This is a genomic window from Sphaerotilus sulfidivorans, from assembly GCF_013426975.1.
Taxonomy (GTDB): domain Bacteria; phylum Pseudomonadota; class Gammaproteobacteria; order Burkholderiales; family Burkholderiaceae_C; genus Sphaerotilus; species Sphaerotilus sulfidivorans.
Map to the genome: position 1 here is coordinate 1 of NZ_JACCPY010000018.1, position 23877 is coordinate 23877.

The following is a 23877-nucleotide window of genomic DNA, read 5'->3' on the forward strand; positions in this document are numbered from 1 at the left end:
CCTGGATCTGCAGGGCAGCCACCAGCTCCGGGATCGCCGTGATCTCGTTGCTCTTGGCTGCCGTCTTGACCTGACCCAGCACGAGACCGCGCGCGTGGTGCCAGGCCGAGACCAGATGCGTCATGCGTGTGCCCCCGTCATGCGAGCCGCGCAGGCTCTTGCCGTCGATGGCGATCAGCTCGCCCGTCAGCGCGGGGCACAGGTGCTGCATCCAGCGCGCGAAGAAGCGCTCGAACTGATGCGGGTCGAGCAGGCTGAAGACGCGCCCGAAGGTGTCGTGCGAGGCGATGCCGTTGGCGTACGGCAGATGCTGGCGCAGCCAGTCGATCTGCAGCTCTGCCCAGTCGGTGACCGAGACCCAGCTGTCGGCGCCACTGCTGACGCTGCACAGCGCCGCGAACATCAGCTCGTCCAGCGGAAACGGACACGACCGCGAGCGCGGATCGTCCAGTTCGGCCAGCGCCTCGATGAAGTGGGTGGACAGCGGCGCAGTGGTCATCGGGGCGGGCGCCGCTTCGAGCTGCGGCGGTCGGGTCAGCGGGGCGCGTTCATAACACGGAACCGACCAGGTTCTTCATGCAATCGCCCTGCTCAGGTGCTGGCCAGCTTGCACTTCGTCGTCTTCGCCATCCTCATGCTCCCCAAGGCCGCAGCGGTGATGGCTGCGGCGGGAAGTTCATAACACGCTCTAGCCAGTTGACAGCCAGTCGAATTTCACAACAGCACCACAATCGGTCAAATTTTATTTTGAACGGAAAACAAAAAATATTTATAAAATAATAGACGAGATATGCGAAATGGCATCAGAAACATTTCCAGCCACAGCATCAAGGGAATCAAGAAGATCGTCTGCACAAATTTCCGCAGAGAAACAAAACTCCCTTCTATCCTTTCTAAACGAAACATTTAAACAGCCACTACCAAGCAAATCAGAAATCCTTTGATTTTTCTTACTGAGAGCACTCTCAATATTAACCCAATCCTGCATACCATTACTAACCCACCCCATTGATATTCTCACAAATCTTGTCCCCTCAACTCTCGAAAAAATCACATATACGCCGCTAGGGGAATTATAAGATGCAGACGATTTGGCCGAATCCCAATGGTAATCATTAATATATTTAACTCGACAAACAAGCTCCTCAAGAACAACATCTACAAGCGGCACAGGCCCACTTGACATCATAGCTATTTTCAATGACTCCAATTCACCCTCTATTTGACTCATCATTATTCTACTAGACTGATCATCCAGCGTTGCAGATATTATTAATCTAGAAATTCTTTTTGGCAAACTCCTCTACGAAATATTCTTTCTCGAAGAAACAGCCTTTTTAACAGATTCCATCCATGATGGCGTGGTGTGCTGATCAGGAAAAGGATCCTTCCCACCGCAGACATAATAAAGCGTCATCCCAAAACCGTATGAATCAACAGCAGAATTTCTCCTAGAAAACGCAGAACCGCCTCTCTGTTCAGGCGCAAGATAACCAAATGCAGGACTATGCATTATAGAATGGTCATCAGAATCGCGATAACAAGAAAGATCAAAATCAAGAACCACAACTCTCCATTCATCGATAGATTCAAAACAACCCTCAATCATTATATTTGCAGGCCGCAAATCCCTATGAAGAACACGCTCAGGCAATAGATGACATTTTCTTAATACGATCGCCAACTGAGAAAAAACCTCAATTATTTCATCCCACTCCCGAACAAAATTTGCCGGCACCAACGTTGAAAGGCTCTGCCCATCACACCAGTTCATTATAATTGTTGGAGGTATTTCAGCGGCATCGATATAATTAATAACACCTTCAATGCCGCGGTCCGTCACTATCCGCAAAGAATTCGCGCCACGCCTAAAACCTTTATAAAAATCAGTCCTGCCAAAATTATCGTTTTTTAGAATTTTAACAGCAACAGTGCTACCGTTTTCAGAAATCGCTTTATATACATTTCCAAAAGCACCCTCATCAACCTTGGATATTATTCTATAACCAATAAACTCATTATCATCAGGATCAGAAGACACATACCAAGAATCATGAATTGCCCGCTGGTATTTTGCTAAAAATGCCGCATATTCTGAATTTTTTGCATTCAAGTCTCTATTTTGTAGTATTCTTTTTGCCTCCGAATTCAGATAAATTCTTTTTTCCTCATCAGACAACCTCTGAAGGTCCTTAGGGGAAATGGGCTCCTTAAATTCACCATTCAAATTTCTTAAGTATACGGGACGCTCCTTCTCGTAATCCTCACTTTTTACAACAGCCTTCAATGAAGAAAGAACATGTAGCAGCTCGGCATGAGACCCATTGTTTACAGAGTAATGAACAATATTAACCCCACTCTGCTCCGCCCACTCAGATGCTTCCAAATCACCTCTGGGCGTAATCCAATAATGGCCGGTTAACGGTATATTTTTTGCAACAATTTTCTCTATAGGGCCGCCTATCGCCACATCACTAGCAGTAACACCAACAAATACAACAGTACACACCCTGAATATTATCTTCAACCACTCTATATAACTTGCATCAGTAAGCCTCCTATCCAAATCTTTTTTTGTAAAAGTCCACGAATTCGGCTCATCAATATGACCGTGAGGATACGCGACAAACGGACGTTTTTCTTTCAAAACATTAAAATGCTCGGCAAATTTTGTCGCCTGTATTTGTATTGGAATTGCTCCGCTAGGCATATTGGCACTAGCCCTCTGAGTGAATAAATCAATATTAAGAGTAATAACCCCCGATGGGTCAAGACCCCATATGATCTCATGAGCCCTTGGTATAGGCATAGTCTCACTAGCGGAGAAAATATCCTTAATCTTTCTTACATAAGAATCACGGCCAAGAAGATCATGCACCCGATCAAACTGAACCCATATGTCCTGTATTTTGGCAATAGCAGCCAACTCAGCATTTTTTTTCTTCTGAACCGCCCCATCCAATCTACTATTTGCGATCCTCGCTTCAGAAAACAGTTGATCCCTTAAAGAAATCCAGCTAGGCATTGCGGGGGAACTCAGACCAGCCCCAGTCCAAAAAACTATTTGCCGAGCCCGATCAGAAAACTCAACCTTTAAATTATCAATCGCAGACATAACGACCTTTCCAGAAAATTAGGCGAACTTACTTCCACTGTTAACCGGAAAATTCATTGCAACACAACGAATTACCCGAATATCCCTGACGCCTGACATTATCCCGACGCCAACCTACTAAGCGACCAAGCCCGTCCACCAGCACGATGCCCTCGACGGATTGCGCGAACTGCAGCGCCTGCGCGGTGTAGCCCGACGTGGTGATGAAGACGCCTTTCTTGGCGCGCTGGCCCGCCAGGGCGCCGTAGAACGCCTGGATCTCGGGCCGCCCGACCGTGCCCTGCCAACGCTTGGCCTGCACGTAGACCTTTTCCAGACCGAGCCGGTCCAGCGAGATGATTCCGTCGATGCCCGCGTCGCCCGAGCCGCCGACGCGCTGCAGGTCGGCGCGGTTGGCCCCATAGCCCATGCGGTGCAGCAGGTCGAGCACCAGCGTCTCGAAGAACGCCGGCGTCACGGTGGCCAGCGTGTCCAGCAGCTCGGCCACGACCGCGCGGCGGATTTCCTCCAGCGCCAGGCCCAGCCGCTCTTCCGGGCTGGCGATCGGCTGCGGCGGCACGCCGGCCGCTTCGTCCGGGCCGGCATCGGGTGCCACCGGTCGCAGGCGCTGCACGTCCAGGTGCACCATCGCCAGCGTGCCGAGCTGCTCGGGCGTCAGCGGCGCCGGATGCTCGGCCACGAAGCGTCGGCCGGCCTCGGTCAGTTGCCACCAGCCGCGCCGCGGGCTGTCCGACAGCCCGGCGCGCTTGAGCCGGTCATGCGCCCAGCCGGCGCGGTTCTTGTAGATGAGCTGCGCGCCGCTCGACAGCGGCTGCTGGCGCGCCGCGGCGTCCAGCCCGAGCGCGTCGGCCGCTGCCTCGTGGGCCTCGCGGGCGGGCGCGCCCTCCGGTCGGCCGGCGAGAAAGCGCAGCAGCGGCTCGATGAATCGGTCGTAGGTCGGCAGCGTGGCCGGTGTTGTCGTCGTCAAGCCGCATCTCTCCCTGCTGGTGCGGTCGCGTCCATTCCCACGGCGTCTTTGTGCGTCAGCCGCAGCGCATCCAGGGCGCGGGCTGCGGGATTCTTCGATCCCGGTGAAGGATCCAGTCTAGGCAGCGGGAACGTGCGCGGGAGCACGTGTGACGGCCTGAAGTGAGAAATAAGCCGGTATTTCCGGGGCTGTTTTCCCGGGGATGGGGGTGGGCGTGGGTGCCCGCCTGCGCGGGCATGACGGGGTGGGGGCTCCGCGCCTCACTTCTCCGTCAGCTTGATGGTCACGATCTCCGCACCGCCCAGACTAAGCACTGTCGGGTTGGTGATGGTGAGCTGGCCCTTGCTGCTCATCGTGCAGGTCTGCACGTAGGTCTTGATGTTGCTGACCGTACTGCAGTTGCCGCCGACCCACTGGATGTTCACGCCGTTGTTCGACGCGGTGATCTCGGCCTGGTAGGTGCCGGCCTCCAGTGCGTAAGAGACAGAGGCACCATCGGCAAGCGTCCGACTGGTGTCGAGCACGACATCGTTGTCGCCACCGCCACAGGCACTGAGCGTCGCAACCAGCGCGAAGCTGCCCAGCAGACGGAAGGAAGAAAGGCGGGGGAAAGTGGAAAAGCTCATGATCGTCGGTCCCTGTGAGTGCATCTCTCCGCGGCATCAGACCGATCCGGCGCCGCGGAGCTCAGGCGACGGACCTCGCAAGATCGGTCAAGCTCCGTCGGGAACGACGCATGCACACACGGCCGCCTGCGCTGGACACGCACTCGACCCGCGCACCGTGCTCTGGTCACGAATGCGCTTCCCCCTGGATTGGCTTGCTAGCTCTTGTAAATCTGCTATTGAGCTTAGCGAACCAATAACCAAAAGTGAACAAATTGAGCATCAATCACCCCCGAAACAAGGGGCGAGGTACATCGTCAGTTCACGCGAACCATCTTGTCGCGCAGCGCCGCCGGTACGTCCTGCAGCAGCACGATCGAGATGCTGCCGTCGGTGGCGCGGTTGTTGTGGTTCTGCGCGGTGCTGGTGCTCATCTGCGCGGAGATGGCGTCCGGCGACAGGGTGTACATGTTGCCGCTCAGCGGATCGACGATGAACCAGCCGATCACGCCGCCGAACAGGAAGTTGCCGGCCAGATACCAGCCGTTGGGCGCGGCCGTGACCGGGATGGTCTGGGCCTGGTAGCCGTCCTTCGTGATCACGACCTTGAAGCTCTTGCCGCCCCAGTAGCGGCCGGTGCTCTTGGGCAGCGTCACCGAGGTCGGGGTGCGACCACGGAAGACCTCGAGGCCGGCTTCGTCGGTGATCGAGATCGACGCGTCGCTGGGCGTGCTGGCGATCGGGACGAGCTGGGTCGGCTGACCCATGATGGTGGCGCAGGCCGACAGCGACAGGGCCAGAGCGATGGCAGAAAGAGTGCGCAGGGAAGAAGAGATCATGTTGTAGGGGCTGTGTGAGACGTGTTTCTCCGCGAGTGATTCGCAGCTCGTCGACACCCGCCACCGCGGAGCCCTGCGGCGGACATCGCAAGCCCGCCAGGATCGTCTCGACGCGCAGGCACGCAGCACGTCCACACCGTCCGGCTGACGCCGCAACGGCAACGCCCATGCCGGCGGGATGCCGGCATGTCCTCCCTGATGAACTCGTTTTTTCTGGAATCAGCGATCGAGCTTAGTCACTCGATAGCAATACGTAAACAATCGTGAAGAGCCGCCCCCCATGAACATGGGGGAGCGCGGCTCACCCCTCCAGCTGCACCGCCCGCCCGATGTACAGGATCGGCCCGGTCGGGCGGTCGATCGGCGAGCCGCCCTCGGGCTCGAGGGTGATCTCGAAGAGCTGTTCGGGGCGCAGGTCGGGCAGGCGCTCGAGCGGCAGCTCGATGGCGCCGCCGGCATCCGTGGTGCGCACCAGGCCCAGGGAGCTGGGGCCGGCGGCGCCGGGGGCCTTGGTCCAGAACTGCAGCGTGCGGCCCGGCGGCGGCGCCTGGGGCGGCACGACCGGGCGCAGCCGCAGCCGGCCCTGCCCCGCCGCGTCGACCCGCACCTCGACCACCCAGCCGTTGCCGCCGCCCTGCGGCGCCTGCAGCACCGCGACGAACTGCTGCTGCGCGGCCGGCGGCGCCATCAGCCGCGGCACCAGCCCCGAGCCCAGCAGCACGCAGCCGGTCAGCGCCAGCCCGCTGAGCGACTGCCACAGGCCCAGGCGCTGCCACCAGGGCGGCGTCGCGGCCGGGGCACGCGCGGCGGCAGCCCCCGGCGACAGGCGCGCCTCGATGCGCCGCCACAGCCCGGCGGAGGGCTCGGCCGGCGCCACCCGGGCGCTCAGCGCCAGGAAGCGGTCCTGCCAGTGCGCGACCTCGGCGCGCAGCGCGGCGTCACCGCCGAGCGCCCGCTCGAAGGCCTCGCGCTCGTCCGGCGCCAGCGTGCCCAGCACATATTCGCCAGCGGCGGCGCTGCGATCCTCGGGGGTCTGCAGATTCAGCATGTGGACAGGCACTCCCTCAGCGCCAGCAGGCTGCGGCGGATCCACGACTTGACCGAACCCAGCGGCGAACCCAGCCGGGTGGCGATCTGCTCGTGGGTGTAGCCATCGACATAGGCGTGCACGACACAGGCGCGCGGGCGATCCTCCAGCCGGTCGAGACAGCGCTCGAGGCCGGCGGTGTCGAGGCCGCGATCGTCGCCGTCGGGCGCGGTGGCGGACTGCAGGCGGTCCGACAGGCCGGCCAGATCCTCCGGATCGACCGCGACCGTCTCGACGCCACGACCGCCGCGCACCGCGCGCAGCGCCTGGTGGCGCACCACGGTGTAGATCCAGCCCCGGCCGGAGCCCAGCGCCGCATCGAAGGTGGCGGCGCGCTGCCAGACCTGCAGGAAGGCGTCCTGCAGCACATCCTCGGCCAGCGCGTCGTCGCGCACGATGCGCCGCACCACGCCGAGCAGCCAGCGGCCCTCGTGCTCGTAGAGCATGCGCAGCGCGAAGCGCTCGCCGCGGGCGCAGGCCTGCAGCGCGGCATCATGGTCGAGGGTCAGGGCGGCGGCAGCGGAGGCGGCGGCAGGGGGCAAGGGCGGTCCTTTCGGTCTCGGCAGCGGCGTTTTGCCATTCTGCGAGAAGGGACTACCCAGAACCAAGGCACCGGCCGCCAGCCGTCAGCCGCCAGGGGGCATTCGCCCGGCTCAGGCGCCCGGCTTCCAGAAGATGTAGTCGGCCTGGTACTGCACCACCTGGCGCTGGCCGGTCTGGCCCTCGCCGCAGGCCATCGCCGGCGCCACGCCGCCGCGGGTGGCCACGCGCTGGATGTAGCTCACGCCCTCGAGCACGCCGCGGCCGGTGGCGGGATTGGCCTTGACCAGCTGCAGCGGGATGTTGCCGGCCGCGGCGGGCACCAGCCCGACCTGCGTGCCGGTCAGCGCCGAGCCGTCGTCGGCCGCCCAGGTCGCCGGGGGGCCGAAGTAGCGGCCCAGCTTCATGCCGCTGCGGCTGCGCAGCTCGGCGTCCGGGCCGACGAAGACCCACTCGAACGCGCCCGGCGTGCCGGCCTTGGCGCGGCATTCATAGGTGATCTGGCCGACGCCGACGGTTTCCCAGGCGACGCGGTGGCCGGCGGGCACCTGCACCGGCGTCGGCAGCGCGGTCTGCGAGGTGGCGGTCATCGAGGTGGTCGCGCCCATCGGCGCGGAGGTCGACGAGCAGGCGGCCAGGCCGGCGCTCAGCAGCACGGCGGCGGCAAAGGCGAGGCGGCGGGGGGTGGCGGCGGCGAAGGACGAGCGAACGGTCATGGCAATGCTCCCGGAGGTGAATGAATCGGAGGAGCCGTCGACGCCGGGCTGGCGACGATCGTCTCAACCTTCACTAGCCGGGCCGATGCCGGACGGATGCAGCCGGAGACGACGCAGATGCAACAACATGTATCAATCCTGCGATCCGACCTCAGGGGAACCCGATGGTGCCCGGCCGCACATCGTCCTAGCATCGACACACGCACCGCCGGCTCGCACGGGGCGGCCGGTCGGTCTGTCGTCCGAAGGAGGTCTGCACCATGGATCATGTCGCACAGGTCACCGGTCACCTTCCGCGCCGCGCCCGCCAGGCTGCCGACGCGCCCGAGGTCCGCCAGGTCACGGTCACCCAGCCGCTGCGATGGCTGAAACGCGGCTGGGAGGATCTGTCGCATCACCCGGCCGCCAGCCTGGGCGGCGGCCTGGCGGTCGCCGCGATGGGCGCGGCGCTGATCGTCGCCGGCCGGCATCTGCCGCACCTGGCGCCGACGCTGGTCGGCGGCTTCCTGCTGCTGGCGCCGCTGGTGGCGCTGCCCTTTCATGCACTGTCGCGCCAGCGGCTGGCCGGCGCGCGGCCCGACCTGGGCGAGGCGCTGGCCGATGGCTGGCGCAACGCCGGCTCGCTCGGACTGTTCGGGCTGGTGCTGGCGATCGCCTTCCTGCTCTGGGAGCGGGTCGGCGCGGTGAGCTTCGCGCTGCTGTACGGCGGCCTGGTGCCGGACCTGTCGAACCTGCTGTTCGACGTGCTGCTGTCGGGCCGCTACAGCGCGCTGGCCATCGCCTTCGTCGGCATCGGTGCGCTGTTCGCGGCGGCGGTCTTCGTCATCGGGGTGGTCTCGGTGCCGATGCTGCTCGACCGCGAGGACGGCGACCTGATCGCCGCGATCGCCACCAGCGTGCGCGCCTGCCACGCCAGCCCGGCAGCGATGCTGCTGTGGGCGGGGCTGATCGTCACGCTGATGGCGGTCGGCTACGCGACCGCGCTGCTCGGGCTGATCGTGATCTTCCCGCTGCTTGGCCACGCGAGCTGGCACGCCTACCGCGACATGGTCGAGTAGGCGGGCCGCGCCGGGCTCAGGCCGGCGCCGTGCGCGAGTAGCGCAGCAGCCGCCCGCGATAGGGCAGGCCGTCGGCCTCGGGCGTGCGCAGCGTGGTCTCGTGCAGCACGAAGCCCAGGCCGCTCATCCGGCGGGTGAAGGCCGGCCGGTTGCCCCGATCGGGATCGACGATCAGCACCTCGGCGTCCGGCTCGGCATGGCGCTCGACGAAGCGGGCCAGATGGCCCTGCGCGTCGCGCTCATACAGCACGTCGCTGCCCATGATGACGTCGAAGCGTCCCTGCACCGGTGCGGCATCGGCCGGATGGGCCGCTGCCGGCACGCCCGCCCGGCCTGCCCAGTCGCCGCGCCGGTAGACCAGCGGGGCGAGTGCGTTCAGGCTCAGGTTGTCGTGCAGGAAATCCGGGGCCAGCGGATGGGCATCGGAGGCGGTCACGTCGATGCCACGCCGGTGGCAGACCAGGCTGGCCAGCGCCAGCCCGCAGCCGACCTCGAGAATGCGCTCACCCGCCTTGAGCGGCCGGGCCGCCATGTGGGCCGCCAGCTGCAGGCCCGAGGGCCAGAGCATGCCGAACAGCGGCCAGGTGGCGGAGGAGAATCCCGCGGCCTCGGCCCGGCCGTCGGGATCGGCGTACTGCTGGCGATCCAGCAGCGACCGGATCAGCAGGCTGTCGGCGCCACGGATGGCGACCTGCTGCTGCCGGGTCTGGTAGCCGGGCATCCGGAGCGCTTTCGCGCCGCCGGATCAGTAGCTGCGACGGTTGCCGCCGCCGAAGCCGCCACCACCGTAGCCGCCGCCAGCCGGGCGATCCTCGCGGGGACGGGCGGCATTGACCACCAGGGCGCGGCCGCCGAAGGACTGGCCGTGCATGCCGGAGATGGCGCTGCGCGCATCTTCACCGGAAGCCATCTCGACAAAGGCGAAGCCCTTGGACCGACCGGTTTCGCGGTCGGTCATGACCTTGGCGGAGGCGACTTCGCCGAAGCGGGCGAAATGCTCGCGCAGATCTTCGTCGCGCATCGTGTAGGGCAGATTGCCGACGTAGAGCTTGTTGTCCATGATGGACCTTTCCAGAAATGCCGCGGAATGTGACGTGCCTGCCGCAGGCGCCAGGCGATCCGGGCCCGCCACCGGCGCCAGCCGGCGGTCAGCCCCGTGAATCAGAAGCGCCGACGCGGAGCGGACGGCGCGCCACCCGAGCGGGGCTCGAGGTGACGGAAGGTGATGCGACCCTTGTTCAGGTCGTAGGGCGACAGCTCGAGCGAGACCTTGTCACCCGCCAGGATGCGGATGTGGTGCTTGCGCATCTTGCCGCCGGTGTAGGCGATGAGGCTGTGCCCGTTCTCGAGCTTCACGCGGAAACGCGAGTCGGGCAGCACTTCCTCGACCTCGCCGCGCATTTCGATGAGTTCTTCCTTGGCCATGAGCAGAATTCCTGTGCAGTGGCGCCCCGTCCTGAAACGATCAGGCCGGCAGCGCGGGTTGGTGGAGGTACCCCAGGCCCTGATCCAGCGCGTACTGCGCGGCGGCCTCGGATGAAGGGAACAGCGGGATGAAGCGGTAGACCCGATCATGGGTCCCCTCGCCACGGCCGCTGCGAATGGAGAGCGACGCGGCATACCGACCGCAGTCGGTGCGTCGGGTGGTGGAGGACAGGATGAACCTGCCCACGGTGCGAATGTCAGGAGAAGAAGGAATCAAGGAACCGGCGCCGCAGCAGGGGCTGCCAGCGCGAGACTGCCTGGAACGGTCGGCAGGACTGCCCGACGAGGGCAGATCAATGTCCCGAGTCACGCCACCCCTGCCGCAACAGCCACAGGAGTCGGGATCGATGTACCAGACGGAGCTTGCCTGGAATGGCGGGCCAGTCACGAACCGGACCGACCTTGCCGAGGACGCGATGCCCCGAGAGGCATGGAGTGCGACGAAATGCTGCTGAGGTAAGCGAAACGGCAGCAATTCCGCCGCACTATAGCACGACTCATGCCGCCCTTGGCGGTCAGCCGATGATCAGACGTTGAACAGGAAGTTCATCACGTCGCCGTCCTTGACGACGTACTCCTTGCCTTCGGCGCGCATCTTGCCGGCGTCCTTGGCGCCCTGCTCGCCGCCGAACTGGATGTAGTCCTCGTAGGCGATGGTCTGGGCGCGGATGAAGCCGCGCTCGAAGTCGCCGTGGATGACGCCGGCAGCCTGCGGCGCGGTGTCGCCGACGCGGATGGTCCAGGCGCGCACTTCCTTCACGCCCGCGGTGAAGTAGGTCTGCAGGCCCAGCAGCCGGAAACCTGCGCGGATCAGGCGGTTCAGGCCCGGCTCGTCCTGGCCCATCTCGGCCAGGAACATCGCGCGGTCCTCGTCGTCCATCTCCGACAGATCGGCCTCGGTCTTGGCGCAGATCGCCACCACCGGCGCCTTCTGCGCCTCGGCGTAGGCCTTCAGGCGGTCGAGCAGCGGGTTGTTCTCGAAGCCGTCTTCCGACACGTTGCCGACGAACATCGCCGGCTTGGCGGTGATCAGGCACAGCGGCTTGAGGATGAGACGCTCTTCCTTGCTGAAGTCGATCGAGCGCACCGGCTGCGCCTGATCCAGCGCGGCCTGGCACTTCTCGAGCACCTTCACCAGCGCGGCGGCTTCCTTGTCGTTGCCCGAACGCGCGGCCTTGAGCGAGCGCTGCAGCGTCTTCTCGACCGTGCCCAGGTCGGCCAGGCACAGCTCGGTCTGGATGACCTCGATGTCGGCGATCGGATCGACGCGGCCGGCGACGTGAATGACGTTGTCGTCCTCGAAGCAGCGCACCACGTTCACGATCGCGTCGGTCTCGCGGATGTGGCTCAGGAACTGGTTGCCCAGGCCTTCGCCCTTGCTCGCGCCCGCCACCAGACCGGCGATGTCGACGAACTCGACGATGGCCGGCAGGATGCGCTCGGGCTTGACGATCTCGGCCAGGCCGTTCAGACGCGGATCAGGCACCTCGACCACGCCGACATTGGGCTCGATGGTGCAGAACGGATAGTTCTCGGCAGCGATGCCGGCCTTGGTCAGGGCATTGAAGAGGGTGGACTTGCCGACGTTGGGCAGGCCGACGATGCCGCACTTGAGGCTCATGATGACAATCTCTTGGAGGGGGCACGGCCGGGCCGCGCGAAAGGATGGCGCGATTGTAGGGGCGCGGTCCGCTCAGAAACGCACCGTGCCGCGCCCGTCCTGCCCCACCGCCAGCCGCCGCCCGACGCCCTCGACGATGACCGCGTTCATGCCGAAGCTGATCGCGCCGCCGACGCGCGGATCGGCCCGGTAGCCCGCCAGCGTGTCGCCGGGCTCGTGGCCGGGCACGGCGGTGTCGGGGTCGATGTTCGGGATCGGGCAGCGCGGGCAGGGCTTGACCAGGCGCAGCACCACCGGGCCGTCCGGCGTGGCGATGTGCAGCTCGTCGAGGTGGTCCTCGGCATGCGCGTCCAGGCCGGCCAGCACCAGATTGGGCCGGAAGCGCTGCATCGTCACCGCCGGCTGCCCGCGTGCGGCCAGGCGGCGGTTGAGCTCGTCGAGCGCCGCCTGCGACACCACCAGGATGGGATAACCGTCGGAGAAGGCGTTCTCGGCCTCGATCTCGCCGGTCCACTTGCGGCTGGAGAGCCGGCGCTGGCCGGCCTCGAAGCGCACCGCCCGCACCGGCTCGCCCAGGCATTCGCTGAACCAGCGCGCGGCGCCCGGACCGGCGGAGCGGGCGGCGACCTCGTCATCCCAGACCCGCACCCGCAGCCGCTCGCCCAGCGGCTCGGCCGGCAGCTGGAGCGGCGCGAGGCCCGGCGCCTGCAGCTGCAGGCTGCCGTCGGCCGCGATCGCCGGGCGGATCAGCGCCATGCGCGGATGTTCGCGCTGCGAGACGAACTCGCCCGCCGCATCGACCAGCATCCACTCGCGGTCGCCGGCCAGGCCGGTGGCGGCCAGCCGGGCCTCGGGCACGCTCAGGCCCGCGCAGGACTTGACCGGATGCAGGTGCAGCGCGGCCACGGTGAAGGCGCTGCTGCCGTCGTCAGCGTCGAAGGGGGCGGAGGTGTCGGGGAAAGGCATTGTCGGGATCTCGGTCGGGCTGTTCCTACAATCTTGCCCCATCATGCTCGTGCCTCCCTTCGCCTCCAGTCCGGCCGGCTCCGGACACTCCTCCGCCTCGACGCTCGATGTGCTGATCCGCGGCGGCGGCCCGGTCGGCACCAGCCTGGCGCTGGCGCTGTCGCGCGAGGGCCTGAAGGTCGGCCTGCTGGCCGCCCCGCCCCGGCGCGATGCGGCGCCCGATGTGCGCACCTATGCGCTCAATGCCGGCGCGGTGGCGCTGCTGCGCGAGCTGCGGGTCTGGGACGCGCTGCCCGAGGACGCGCGCACCGCGGTGAGCGACATGCAGATCCGCGGCGATGACGGCGGCGCGCTGGAATTCAGCGCCTGGCAGCAGGGCGTGGCCGAACTGGCCTGGATCGTCGACGCCGCCGCGCTCGAGCAGGTGCTCGGCGAGGCGCTGCGCTTCGCGCCGCATGTGCAGCGGCTGACGCAGCCCGCGCCGGCGGCGCTGACCGCCATCTGCGAGGGCCGCGACTCCGCCACCCGCGAGGCGCTGGGCGCCGGCTTCGAGGCCTTCGCCTACGGCCACCTGGGCGTGGCGGCGCGGCTGCTCAGCGACCGGCCGCACCACGGCGTGGCGCGGCAGTGGTTCCGCCAGCCGGACATCCTGGCGCTGCTGCCCTTCGACCGGCCGCAGGCCGGCCACGGCTACGGCCTGGTCTGGTCGCTGCCGCAGGACGAGGCCGAGCAGGTGATGGCGCTGTCCGACGCCGAATTCGCCGCACGGCTGCAGGAGGCCACCGGCGGCGCTGCCGGCCGGCTCGAGCCGGTGTCGCCGCGCGCGGCCTGGCCGCTGCGGGTCGGTCAGGCCTCGCGCTGGTGCGGCCCCGGCTGGGTGCTGCTGGGCGATGCGGCGCATGCGGTGCATCCGCTGGCCGGCCAGGGCCTGAACCTGGGCCTGGCCGATGTGCGGGTGCTGGCGCAGGTGCTGGTCGAGGCGCGGCGCACCGCACCGTGGCGCCCGCTCGGCGACGAGCGCCTGCTGCGCCGCTACGCCCGCGAGCGCAGCGTGCCGACGCTGGCGATGAGCCGGCTGACCGACGGCCTGCTGCACCTGTTCGCGCAGCCCGCACCGCCGCTCAGGGAACTGCGCAACCACGGAATGACTCTGGTCCAGCAGCTCGGCCCGCTCAAGCGCTGGCTGACCGCCCGGGCGCTCGACGCCTGATCTCCCGGCCCTGTGCCCTCTCCCCGCACCGATCCCACCAAGGACACTCCATGAAGCTGCCGCGCCCCGCTCTCCCCGCCTTCGCCACCGGCCTCGGCGCCCTGGCGCTGGCCCTGCTCGCGGCCGCGCCGGCCGCACGGGCCGACGAGAACATCATCCGCAAGACCCTGGCCGAACGCTTCCAGAACCTGCCGAAGATCGACGAGGTGCGCCCGGCACCGGTGGCCGGCCTGTGGGAGCTGCGCATCGGCACCGAGGTGATGTACACCGATGCCAAGGGCGCCTACCTGATCCAGGGCTCGATCATCGACACCGCCACCCGCAAGGACCTGACGCAGGAGCGCATCGACAAGCTGACCGCGATCGACTTCGCCTCGCTGCCGCTGAAGGACGCCATCGTCTGGAAGAACGGCAACGGCAAGCGCCGCATCGCCGTCTTCGGCGACCCGAACTGCGGCTACTGCAAGCGGCTGGAAAAGGACCTGATCAACGTGAAGGACGTGACGGTCTACAACTTCGTCATCCCGATCCTGGGCGGCGACTCGGCCGACAAGGCCCGCTCGATCTGGTGCGCCAAGGACAGCACCGCCGCCTGGCGCGGCTGGATGGTCGACGGCGTCGCCCCGCCGCGGGTGATGGGCCAGTGCGACGCCTCGGCGATCGAGCGCAACGCGGCGCTGGCGCGCAAGCACAAGGTCAACGGCACACCGGCGATCGTCTTCGAGGACGGCACCCGCGCGCCCGGCGCGATTCCCGCCGCCGAGATCGAGAAACGGCTGGCGGCGCTGGCCAGGTCCTGAAGCCGGCTCAGCCGAGCCGGTACTGGCAGATCCAGACCTGATCGAGCGCCGGGCAGACCAGCCGCGCGCAGCCGACCTCGCGCGCCGACGGCGCGACCAGCTGCTGGTAATGGCTGCAGACCCGGCCCGGCCGGCACTGGCGCGTCTCGGGATCCAGATCGGCGCCCTGCTGCGCCCACTGGTCGACGACATAGGCCGGGTCCAGCGGCTGCAGCGCGGTGCGGCCATCCTTCCAGCGGTAGGCGCTGGACCAGTACATGTTCTCGCCGATGTGCAGGTCCGGACTGGGCTGGGCCTCGCAGGGCTGGCCGCGGCCGCGCTCGAGCTGCAGCGCCCACTGCCCGGCCGCACGCGCCATCTCGTCCGACCAAGTCAGCGGCCGAACCCCGGCATGCAGGCGCCACTCGTTGTGGCGCTGCAGCATCGCCTGGCGGGCCTCGGACGGCAGCACGGCGCGTTCGCCGGCAGAAGGTGCCGCCACGACCGGCAAGCACGAAGCGGACAGCAGGACCAGGGCAGGAAGAAAGCGCGACAGCACGGCAGACCTCGGCGAGGCCGATCGCACCTCCGGCGGATCGGCAGGACAAAAGCCGTCACTATAGTGACGGATTTATCATTTCGATCGCCGAAAAAGCGCCGCACCGTGCCGTACCACGGCGCGCCGCGTCGAACCGCCGGTTCAGCGGTGGGTGAAGCCCGGTGCGCGCTTCTCGAGGAAGGCGCCCATGCCCTCCTTCTGGTCGGCGCTGGAGAACAGCGCGTGGAACAGCCGGCGCTCGAACAGCAGGCCTTCCGACAGCGGCGACTCGAAGGCGCGATCGACGCTTTCCTTGGTCGCCATCAGCGCCAGCAGCGAGTAGCCGCACATCGCCTCGGCGGCCTTCGCGGCCTCGGCATGCAGCTCGGCCAGCGGCACGACCCGCGAGACCAGGCCGGCGCGCTCGGCCTCGGCCGCGTCCATCATGCGGCCGGTCAGCGCCAAGTCCATCGCCTTGCTCTTGCCCACCGCACGCGGCAGGCGCTGCGTGCCGCCGGCGCCGGGAATGATGCCCAGCTTGATTTCAGGCTGGCCGAACTTGGCGTTGTCCGCCGCGATGATGAAGTCGCAGGCCATCGCCACCTCGCAGCCGCCGCCCAGCGCGAAGCCCGAGACCGCCGCGATGATCGGCTTGCGCACCTGGCGGATGGTGTCCCAGTTGCGCGAGATCAGGCCCTTGCGGAAGGCGTTCGGGAAGTCGAACGGATGCATGACCGAGATGTCGGCGCCGGCGGCAAAGGCCTTCTCGCTGCCGGTGACCACCACGCAGGCGATCGAGTCGTCGGCATCGAAGGCCAGCAGCGCCTCGCCCAGCTCATCCATCAGGCCATCGTTGAGCGCGTTGAGCGCCTTGGGCCGGTTCAGCGTGATCCAGCCGTAGGACAGCGCCTGGGCGCCGCTGCCCGGGCGGGTCTCGACAAGAATGTTCTCGTAGGTGCGTTCGGTCATGGCGGGAGATCCTGAGCGAGGGGGACGGGGAACGGTACAGCACCATGCTGCACCGCAGCAGGCGAGACTATAGAACGACCGTTCTATTTTGTCGCTGCGGGCGAACCCGCCTGCCGCGGCACCTCCGACAGCTGCAGATCGAGCCAGGTGCTGGCGTCCTGCTCGATGCGGATGCGCACCGGCAGCATCTGCAGCGTCGGCGCATACCAGATCTGCGCGCTGAGCAGGCTGCCGCCACGGCGCACCGCCTCGGCCGCGGCCTCGGGCAGCGCGGTGGTGATCGGCACCGGCCGCACATGCAGCGTCTCGAGCGGGCCCAGCGGCGTGTTCACCGGCACCCGGGCGCCGACCTCGTAGACCCAGCGCCGCACCCGGTGCGGCAGCGCCAGGTCGAACTCGATCCGCTGGCCGGGCTGGCGCAGCTCGGGCCGGGTCGAGAACAGCCAGACCATCTGGATGAACTGGCTGGCGCTGTCCTGCACGTCGGCGCGTGCCGGCATGCGCCGGCCGTCGGCCAGCTGCACGCCCTCGCCGTCCAGGCTCATCAGCACCCGCCGGTCGCGGCCGACGATCTGGCGCGTCTCCTGCTCGTAGCGCTGCGGGCGCAGGCCCTCGGGCGTGATGCGGCCCTCGCTGCTCATGCGCCGCGACATCAGCGGCGCCAGGCTCGGCCCGACCGAGACCTCGAGATGGACCTGGTAGCGCTCGCCCGAGCGCAGCCACTCGACCTGGGCCTCGCCGTGCACCTCGCCCTGGTACCAGCCGGTCAGCGTGTAGCGCAGCCGGGTCGAGGCCGGCCACTCGAAGGCCGGGCCGGACGCCGCCGCGGCCGGCGCGCTCGCTCCAGCCGCAGTCGCACTCGCCGCCGCGACCACGGCCCCCGGCGGAGCCGCCGCGACGCTGCCCGGCGCGGCCAGCGGATCGAAGTCGGGCGGCTGCGGTCCGGCCGAGGCCGGCGGGGGCTCGGCGGACACGCTGATCTCGGCGGCATCGGCCAGCAGCGGCGCGGAGGCCGGTGCTTCGGGCGGCTCCAGCGGCTCAGGCCGATCAGGCTGCGGCGCAGGTGCGGCTGGCGCGCCCGGCGCCGCCTGCGGGCGGGCGGCCGACCGGGGTGCGGCGGCGGCAGCAGCCACCGGCGGCAGGCTCTGGGCGATCTCGCGGGTGTAGACCGCCGACAGGCGCTCGATCGCCGGATCCGGCGCGGTCGACGCCCGCAGGCGCTCGCCGAACCAGACCAGCAGCAGCGCATGCAGGCCCAGCACCGCCGCGCCCAGCGCCGCCAGCAGCCTCAGCCTGCGCATGGGTGCGCGCGGATCAGGCGCCGGCGCGCGTCAGCCACGCCTCGCGGCGGCGACGCACCGCGGCCGCCGGCTTGCCCTGCAGCGACAGCGCCACCGCACCCTCGACCTCGCGCCCCTGCGGCAGCGTCAGGTGCAGCAGCCGGCGGTCACGTGCCACCAGCAGCGGCAGCGGCTGCTCGAAGGCGCCGTAGAGCGTGAGATCTTCCGGCTTGACGACACGCCAGTCGCCCAGCGCCAGGATCTCGTCGCCGGCCGACAGGCCGGCGGCCTCGGCGAGCCCGCCCGCCAGCACCGACTGCACTTTCAGCCCGGCGGTCGCCTCGTTGAGCCGCGCGCCCAGGCGCTGCTGCAGCAGCGGGCGCTCGCGGCGCAGGTCGACGCCCAGCGCGGGCAGCAGCTCGGCCAGCGGCAGCTCGTCCGTGCCGTGCACCCAGGCGGCGATCTCGGGCGCGAAGTCGCGCCGGCCCACCCGGCGCAGCGCGGCCAGGATGTCGTCCTCGCCGATGGGGCCGCCGCCGCTGGCGCGCCACAGCTCGCGCATCACCTCGTCGAGCGAGCCGCGCCCGGCCGCGCGCAGCGTCAGGTCCAGGCACAGCGCGATCTGCGCGCCCTTGGTGTAGTAGCTGACGGTGGCGTTGGCGCTGTTCTCGTCCGGGCGGTAGTACTTGACCCAGGCGTCGAAGCTGGCGGCCGCGGCGCTCTGCACCCGCCGGCCCGGCGTGCCCAGCACCTGGTTGGCGGTGCGCGCGACCAGGCGCAGATAGCGCGCCTCGTCGATCAGGCCGGTGCGCACCAGGAACAGGTCGTCGTAGTAGCTGGTGAAGCCCTCGAAGAACCACAGCAGCCGCGTGTAGTTCTCGCGCTGCAGCTCGTAGGCGGCGAACTCGCGCGGCTTCAGGCGCTTGACGTTCCAGGTGTGGAAATACTCGTGGCTGATCAGGCCCAGCAGCGTGACATAGCCGTCGGCGCTGCTGGCGTCGCCGCGGCGCGGCAGGTCGCGGCGGGTGCAGATCAGCGCGGTGCTGTTGCGGTGCTCCAGGCCGCCGTAGCCGTCGTCGGTGGCGTTGAGCATGAAGACATAGCGCTCGAAGGGCGGCGGGTCGCAGCCGTCGTCGCGGCCGTGCCAGAAGCGGATCTGCGCCTCGCAGATCTTCTTGGTGTCGGCCAGCAGGCGCTCGCCGTCGAAGCCCGGCGGCGCACCGGCAACGACGAACTCGTGCTCGGTGCCGCAGGCGGTGAAGCGGCCGCGCCAGAAGGCGCCCAGCTCGAAGGGATGGTCGATCAGCGCGTCGTAGTCGGGCGCCGACCACTCGCCCGGCGCCGCCTCGGGCAGGCCGGTGGCGACCTGCCAGCCTTCGGGCAGGGGGCCGAGCGTGACCCGGTGCTCGTCGGTCTCGCGGCCTTCGGCGCGCAGGAAGACGCCGGTGCCGTTGAAGAAGCCGCGCTGCGCGTCCAGCCAGGCGCAGCGCACCGAGTTGTCGAAGGCGTAGACCCGCCAGCTCAGCGTCAGCGCGCCGCGGCCGCTGCAGTCGGCCTCCCAGGTGTGCTTGTCGATCTGCGTCAGCGCCACCTCGCGGCGGCCCTGGCTGGCCTTCAGCCCGCTCAGGTGACGGGCGAACTCGCGCACCAGATAGCTGCCCGGAATCCACGCCGGCAGCGACAGGCGCTGGCGCGGGGCCGGATGCGGCAGCGTCATCGTGACGCGGTAATGGTGGCTGCGGAGATCGTCGATCTCCAGATGAAGTCGGATCATGCGGGCGCGGTCGGTTCGGAGATCAGGCCTGGGCCGCGGCCAGGAAGCAGCTCAGCGCAGCCACCGCGGTGAGCCGGAAACGCAGCGTCAGCCATTTCGACAGGCCGGCGGCGGGATAGACCCGCCGGTCGATCAGATAGCAGGCGATCAGCAGCACCGCCTGGATCACCAGCCCGGAGGCCGGCGGCATCACCACCGACACCCAGGCCAGCAGCGACAGCGTGACGCCGGTCCACAGCCGGCGGTGCGGCACCGCCAGCACCAGCATCGCCAGCGCCCAGTGAATGCCGCCCAGGAAGGACACGATGATGCCGGCATAGACCGCCAGCGACAGCAGCACATAGGGCTGCACATCGGCACGCACCACCATCGACAGCAGCGCCCCGAAGCCGAAGGGCAGCAGCCCGGCATAGCCCAGGCGCAGCGCCAGCTCGTCAGGCGCGGCAGGCAGCCGCGCGGGCAGCGGCGGCGGAGGATCGACAGGCAGCAGGGGCGAGGCGGACACGGTGGATCTCGGCAAGGCAAGGGCGCCGCAGGGCGCGATGCCGGATTGTCACCGCAGCAGCGCGGACGCGCACGCCGCCGGGCTGATCCTCAGGGCGCGCACCAGCGTCCGGACAGTGCGGCGTCGCGCGCATCGAACACCGCACGGCGATGCCCCTGCGGATCCAGGGCCAGCCAGTCCATGCGCTCGACCTGCAGGCGCATCACCGCGAAGTGCGCGCGCTGGCCGCGCGAGCGGTCGGGCGACGCTTCGGTCTGGCCCTCGCCCTCGACATCGCCATCGGTCTTCGCGCCGGTGTCGTCGCAGGGCTGGCCCGGGCTCAGCGGCGAGAGATAGTCCTGCGCGGCGCGGGTATGGCGCAGCAGCGCCCAGCGCGAGGTCACGTCCAGCCCTTCGGTGCTGACCAGGATGCGCCCGCCCAGCCGCAGCTGCCAGCCCAGCGTCCGCGACCAGCACAGCAGCTGCGCACGCGGATCGGCCTGCAGCTGCGCCACCTTGGGCGAGCGGGCGTCGGTGTAGAGCAGCAGCGTGCGCGAGGCGACATCGACCTCGCGCAGCACCACGGTGCGCGCCTGCGGCCCGAACTCCGGACAGACGGTGGCCAGCACCGGCTGGCGCCATTCATGGGCGCGGTCCTGAGCGGCGCCAGCCAGCTCGCGCCACAGCGTGGCACCCAGCTGCTCCAGCGTCGGTCCGGACAGGGATGTGGCATTCATCGATCGACTCCAGGCAGCGCCGCCGCGGGATACGGCATCCACGGCCCCCCGACGCTGCCAACAGCAATGGACAGTGTCCGGCAAGCGCCGGACGCATGGCTCAAGGAATTCCAGAAATTCCCGGCTCAATTGTTTATTTATCAGGAATGTTTCATTGAATATTTAGCGATTTCTAAACGTATTTCATCTCAATACAGTCACGGACATGGACAGCACTCACGAAGGAAGACCCACCATGACCCCCACCAAGACCACCAAGACCCTGCCCGCCCTGATCGCCCTGCTGGCCGCCGCGACGCTGTCGGGCGCCGCCCTGGCCGACGAGAGCCCGCGCAGTTTCGAGCATGAACGTGTCGGAACGCCGAAGACCCGCGCCGAAGTGATCGCCGAGCTGCAGCAGGCGCAGCAGGCCGGCCTGAACTTCATCTGGGACGACAACCACGCACCGGTGCTGACGGTGGCCGCCACCCCGCGCACCCGTGCCGAGGTGATCGCCGAGCTGCGCGAGGCCCAGGCCAGCGGCGAGTTCGAGCGTCTGCATGCCGACGAGCCCGCCGCGGTGCGGGTGCGGCCGGCCGCCAAGGCGCGCAGCACCGCCGGCAGCACGCCGACGCTGCGCTGATTCCAGCCAGGCCGAGCGACGGCGGCGTCGCTCAGCCGCCCGGCGCGGCCAGCTGCCGACGCCGGAACAGCTCCAGCACCGCCCCGTCGTCATGCTCGGCCAGACCGGTCGAGCAGGCGGTGCGAAAGGCCGCCAGCGCCGCCTCGCCGAAGGGCGAACGCTCGCCGGCGGCCTGCAGCATCTGCAGCGCCAGCGTCAGGTCCTTCGTCAGGATCTGCATGTGCGCGCGCGGCGCATGGTCGCCGTCGAGCGCTCGCGGCATCCGGTCGTCGGTGATCCAGGATTGCCCCGAGCTGGCCGAGATCACCTGCTGCAGCAGGCGCGGGTCCAGCCCCATGCGCTCGCCGGTGGCCAGCGCCGCGGCGCCCGCCACCAGATGCACGCCGGCCAGCAGGTTGTTGATCAGCTTGACCCGGGCCGCGTCGCCCGGCTTGTCGCTGACCAGGAAAGTGCAGCCAGCCAGATCGGCCAGCACCGCGGAGTGCCGCAGCCGCGCCGCCTCGGCGCAGGCCAGCATCAGGCTGAGCGTGCCGTTGCGCGCCTTGAGCGGCCCGCCGGAGACCGGCGCGTCCAGCAGCTCGGCGCCGCGCGCGCGCACCAGCCGCGCGAAGCGCTCGACCTCGGCCGGCGCGATGGTGCTGCAGATCATCACGTCGACCGGCGGCGCCGACAGCACGCCGCCCGGGCCGCACAGCACCTCGTCGACCTGCGCCGCGTCGACCACCGCGACGATCAGCAGCTCGCAGGACTCGGCCACCGCCGCCGGCGTCGGCAGCACCCGCGCGCCCGACTTCGCGGCGATGCGCTCGGGCACCTTGCGCAGGTCGCGCACGTTGACGCCGTGGCCGCGGTCGATCAGGCGCTGCGCCAGCCCCAGACCGATGTTGCCGATGCCGATGACGCCGATGTCCACGCGACTCAGCCCTCGCGGCGCAGCGCCGGGAACAGGATCACGTCGCGGATGCTGGGCGAGTCGGTCAGCAGCATGATCAGGCGGTCGATGCCGATGCCGCAGCCGCCGGCCGGCGGCATGCCGTATTCCAGCGCACGGATGAAGTCGGCATCAAAGAACATGGCCTCGTCGTCGCCGGCCTCCTTGTTGGCGACCTGGGACTGGAAGCGCGCGGCCTGGTCCTCGGCGTCGTTCAGCTCGGAGAAGCCGTTGCCGTACTCGCGGCCGGTGATGAACAGCTCGAAGCGCTCGGTGATCGTCGGGTTGGTGTCCGACGCCCGTGCCAGCGGCGAGACCTCGACCGGATAGTCGATGATGAAGGTCGGCTGCCAGAGCTTCTCCTCGACCGCCGCCTCGAACAGGCCGAACTGCAGCTGCGCCAGGCCCCAGTGCTTCGGCGGCTCCTCGCCGAGCGACTTCAGCCTGGCGTGGATCGCGTCGGCGTCGTCGGCCTCGGTCTCGGTCAGGCCGGCGTGCTTCACCAGCGAGTCGCGCACCGACAGGCGCGCGAAGGGCTCGTCGAGGTGGACCTCCTTGCCGGCGTAGGTCACGCGGGCCGCGCCGGTGGCGGCGATCGCGGCCTGGCGCAGCAGGTTCTCGGTGAAGTCCATCAGGTCATGATGGTTCCAGTACGCCGCATAGAACTCCATCATCGTGAATTCCGGGTTGTGCCGGACCGAGATGCCTTCGTTGCGGAAGTTGCGGTTGATCTCGAACACACGCTCGAAGCCGCCGACCAGCAGGCGCTTCAGATACAGCTCCGGCGCGATGCGCAGGAACATCTCCTGGTCGAGCGCGTTGTGGTGCGTGATGAAGGGCTTGGCGTTGGCGCCGCCCGGGATCGGATGCAGCATCGGCGTCTCGACCTCGAGGAAGCCGTTGTCGATCATGAACTCGCGGATGCTCGACACCGCCTTGGAGCGGGCGCGGAAGCGCGCGCGCGCGGCGTCGTCGGTGATCAGGTCGACATAGCGCTGGCGGTACTTCTGTTCCTGGTCGGTCATGCCGTGGAACTTGTCGGGCAGCGGACGCAGCGCCTTGGTCAGCAGGCGGATCGAGGTGACCTTGATCGACAGCTCGCCGGTCTTGGTGCGGAAGAGCGTGCCTTCGGCGCCGAGGATGTCGCCCAGATCCCAGCGCTTGAAGTCGGCCAGCTTCTCGGGGCCGACATTGTCCTGGGTGATGTAGAGCTGGATGCGGCCGGTGCCGTCCTGCAGCGTGGCGAAGCAGGCCTTGCCCATGACGCGCTTGAGCATCATGCGGCCGCCGATGCAGGCGCTGATCGGCGTGGCCTCCAGCGCCTCGTTGTCACGGCCTTCGGCCGAGGCCAGCAGGTCGGCGGCGTGGTCACGCGGCTTGAAGTCGTTCGGGAAGGCGACGCCCTGGGCGCGGATCTGGCTGAGTTTCTCGCGGCGTTCGGCGATCAGCTGGTTGTCGTCGGCGGGAACGGGAGTGGGGGCGGCGTGGCTCATCGTCGGCTCGGCTCGGCCCGGCCGCGGCGGGCGCGGCAGGCGGGTGTCGTGTGGAGGGAAG

At 67.7% G+C, this 23877-nt stretch carries 27 protein-coding genes; 4 read left to right on the top strand and 23 right to left on the bottom strand.

All coding sequences use genetic code 11. From position 1 onward, the window contains the following. The 9 genes from HZU84_RS11870 to HZU84_RS11910 form a co-directional block, all read right to left on the bottom strand. Positions 1 to 499: ISAs1 family transposase (locus tag HZU84_RS11870; RefSeq protein ID WP_180692930.1), on the bottom strand; the 499-nt coding region annotated here is incomplete at its 3' end. Positions 500 to 769: 270 nt separating this feature from the next. After that, a complete protein-coding gene (locus HZU84_RS11875; RefSeq protein ID WP_149502304.1) occupies positions 770 to 1231 on the bottom strand; it encodes a hypothetical protein in 462 nt (153 codons plus the stop codon). A gap of 72 nt (positions 1232 to 1303) precedes the next feature. Continuing rightward, a complete protein-coding gene (locus HZU84_RS11880; RefSeq protein WP_149502303.1) occupies positions 1304 to 3115 on the bottom strand; it encodes a protein kinase domain-containing protein in 1812 nt (603 codons plus the stop codon). Between the two features lie 40 nt (positions 3116 to 3155). After that, entirely contained in the window at positions 3156 to 4082 is a 927-nt protein-coding gene (locus HZU84_RS11885; RefSeq protein WP_149502302.1) for a restriction endonuclease, read from the bottom strand. Between the two features lie 260 nt (positions 4083 to 4342). Beyond that, the gene (locus tag HZU84_RS11890) at positions 4343 to 4708 is read right to left on the bottom strand and encodes a hypothetical protein (RefSeq protein ID WP_149502301.1); all 366 of its coding nucleotides are present in this window, start codon (positions 4706 to 4708) and stop codon (positions 4343 to 4345) included. A 296-nt stretch (positions 4709 to 5004) separates the two neighbouring features. Then, positions 5005 to 5526 carry a hypothetical protein gene (locus HZU84_RS11895; protein WP_149502300.1) on the bottom strand — a complete coding sequence of 174 codons (522 nt, stop codon included), beginning with the start codon at positions 5524 to 5526 and terminating at the stop codon, positions 5005 to 5007. 301 nt (positions 5527 to 5827) lie between these two features. Further along, positions 5828 to 6574: an anti-sigma factor gene (locus tag HZU84_RS11900; RefSeq protein ID WP_149502299.1), complete on the bottom strand. Its 747-nt coding sequence runs from the start codon at positions 6572 to 6574 to the stop codon at positions 5828 to 5830. Further along, positions 6568 to 7155 (bottom strand): sigma-70 family RNA polymerase sigma factor, encoded by a 588-nt coding sequence (locus HZU84_RS11905; RefSeq protein WP_149502298.1) that lies wholly within the window; start codon positions 7153 to 7155, stop codon positions 6568 to 6570. Before HZU84_RS11905 ends, HZU84_RS11900 begins: the two co-directional genes overlap by 7 nt. A gap of 111 nt (positions 7156 to 7266) precedes the next feature. After that, entirely contained in the window at positions 7267 to 7869 is a 603-nt protein-coding gene (locus HZU84_RS11910; RefSeq protein ID WP_149502297.1) for a DUF3455 domain-containing protein, read from the bottom strand. Positions 7870 to 8129: 260 nt separating this feature from the next. On the opposite strand from HZU84_RS11910, the gene HZU84_RS11915 reads away from it, so the two are divergent. Further along, positions 8130 to 8927, top strand: a complete 798-nt coding sequence (locus HZU84_RS11915) for a DUF2189 domain-containing protein (protein ID WP_149502296.1) — start codon at positions 8130 to 8132, stop codon at positions 8925 to 8927. 16 nt (positions 8928 to 8943) lie between these two features. On the opposite strand, the gene HZU84_RS11920 is transcribed toward HZU84_RS11915, so the two are convergent. From HZU84_RS11920 to HZU84_RS11945, 6 genes are all read right to left on the bottom strand, one after another. Next, a complete protein-coding gene (locus HZU84_RS11920; protein ID WP_149502295.1) occupies positions 8944 to 9648 on the bottom strand; it encodes a class I SAM-dependent methyltransferase in 705 nt (234 codons plus the stop codon). A gap of 24 nt (positions 9649 to 9672) precedes the next feature. Then, a complete protein-coding gene (locus tag HZU84_RS11925) occupies positions 9673 to 9987 on the bottom strand; it encodes an RNA recognition motif domain-containing protein (protein ID WP_037484846.1) in 315 nt (104 codons plus the stop codon). 101 nt (positions 9988 to 10088) lie between these two features. After that, positions 10089 to 10352, bottom strand: a complete 264-nt coding sequence (gene infA / locus HZU84_RS11930) for a translation initiation factor IF-1 (protein WP_037484844.1) — start codon at positions 10350 to 10352, stop codon at positions 10089 to 10091. 40 nt (positions 10353 to 10392) lie between these two features. Next, positions 10393 to 10629, bottom strand: a complete 237-nt coding sequence (locus tag HZU84_RS11935) for a hypothetical protein (RefSeq protein WP_219340929.1) — start codon at positions 10627 to 10629, stop codon at positions 10393 to 10395. Positions 10630 to 10938: 309 nt separating this feature from the next. Continuing rightward, complete coding sequence (gene ychF / locus HZU84_RS11940) at positions 10939 to 12033, bottom strand: redox-regulated ATPase YchF (protein ID WP_149502294.1); 1095 nt, start codon at positions 12031 to 12033, stop codon at positions 10939 to 10941. A 72-nt stretch (positions 12034 to 12105) separates the two neighbouring features. Continuing rightward, positions 12106 to 12999: an MOSC domain-containing protein gene (locus HZU84_RS11945; protein WP_149502293.1), complete on the bottom strand. Its 894-nt coding sequence runs from the start codon at positions 12997 to 12999 to the stop codon at positions 12106 to 12108. Positions 13000 to 13042: 43 nt separating this feature from the next. Between HZU84_RS11945 and HZU84_RS11950 the strand changes: the two genes are divergently transcribed. Then, positions 13043 to 14209 carry an FAD-dependent monooxygenase gene (locus HZU84_RS11950; protein WP_149502292.1) on the top strand — a complete coding sequence of 389 codons (1167 nt, stop codon included), beginning with the start codon at positions 13043 to 13045 and terminating at the stop codon, positions 14207 to 14209. 50 nt (positions 14210 to 14259) lie between these two features. Continuing rightward, positions 14260 to 15009, top strand: coding sequence for a DsbC family protein (locus HZU84_RS11955; RefSeq protein ID WP_149502291.1), 750 nt, complete (start codon positions 14260 to 14262; stop codon positions 15007 to 15009). Positions 15010 to 15016: 7 nt separating this feature from the next. Here the strand turns inward: HZU84_RS11955 and HZU84_RS11960 are convergent, their stop codons facing one another. From HZU84_RS11960 to HZU84_RS11985, 6 genes are all read right to left on the bottom strand, one after another. Further along, on the bottom strand, positions 15017 to 15460 hold the full coding sequence (locus tag HZU84_RS11960) for a CAP domain-containing protein (RefSeq protein ID WP_180692931.1): 444 nt from the start codon (positions 15458 to 15460) through the stop codon (positions 15017 to 15019). Positions 15461 to 15688: 228 nt separating this feature from the next. Next, positions 15689 to 16495, bottom strand: a complete 807-nt coding sequence (locus tag HZU84_RS11965; RefSeq protein WP_149502289.1) for an enoyl-CoA hydratase — start codon at positions 16493 to 16495, stop codon at positions 15689 to 15691. Between the two features lie 83 nt (positions 16496 to 16578). After that, complete coding sequence (locus HZU84_RS11970; protein WP_149502288.1) at positions 16579 to 17796, bottom strand: DUF3108 domain-containing protein; 1218 nt, start codon at positions 17794 to 17796, stop codon at positions 16579 to 16581. A 13-nt stretch (positions 17797 to 17809) separates the two neighbouring features. Beyond that, positions 17810 to 19549 (bottom strand): M61 family metallopeptidase, encoded by a 1740-nt coding sequence (locus tag HZU84_RS11975; protein WP_149502287.1) that lies wholly within the window; start codon positions 19547 to 19549, stop codon positions 17810 to 17812. A 22-nt stretch (positions 19550 to 19571) separates the two neighbouring features. Further along, positions 19572 to 20054, bottom strand: coding sequence for a DUF3429 domain-containing protein (locus HZU84_RS11980; RefSeq protein ID WP_244954386.1), 483 nt, complete (start codon positions 20052 to 20054; stop codon positions 19572 to 19574). An 89-nt stretch (positions 20055 to 20143) separates the two neighbouring features. Next, complete coding sequence (locus HZU84_RS11985) at positions 20144 to 20770, bottom strand: pyridoxamine 5'-phosphate oxidase family protein (protein WP_149502286.1); 627 nt, start codon at positions 20768 to 20770, stop codon at positions 20144 to 20146. 235 nt (positions 20771 to 21005) lie between these two features. Here HZU84_RS11985 and HZU84_RS11990 point away from each other — a divergent pair, with 235 nt between their 5' ends. After that, positions 21006 to 21392 (top strand): DUF4148 domain-containing protein, encoded by a 387-nt coding sequence (locus HZU84_RS11990; protein ID WP_149502285.1) that lies wholly within the window; start codon positions 21006 to 21008, stop codon positions 21390 to 21392. A 31-nt stretch (positions 21393 to 21423) separates the two neighbouring features. On the opposite strand, the gene HZU84_RS11995 is transcribed toward HZU84_RS11990, so the two are convergent. Together HZU84_RS11995 and lysS are read right to left on the bottom strand one after the other, a co-directional pair. Beyond that, positions 21424 to 22305, bottom strand: coding sequence for an NAD(P)-dependent oxidoreductase (locus HZU84_RS11995; protein ID WP_149502284.1), 882 nt, complete (start codon positions 22303 to 22305; stop codon positions 21424 to 21426). A gap of 5 nt (positions 22306 to 22310) precedes the next feature. After that, on the bottom strand, positions 22311 to 23816 hold the full coding sequence (gene lysS / locus HZU84_RS12000) for a lysine--tRNA ligase (RefSeq protein ID WP_149502283.1): 1506 nt from the start codon (positions 23814 to 23816) through the stop codon (positions 22311 to 22313). Positions 23817 to 23877: the final 61 nt, after the last annotated feature.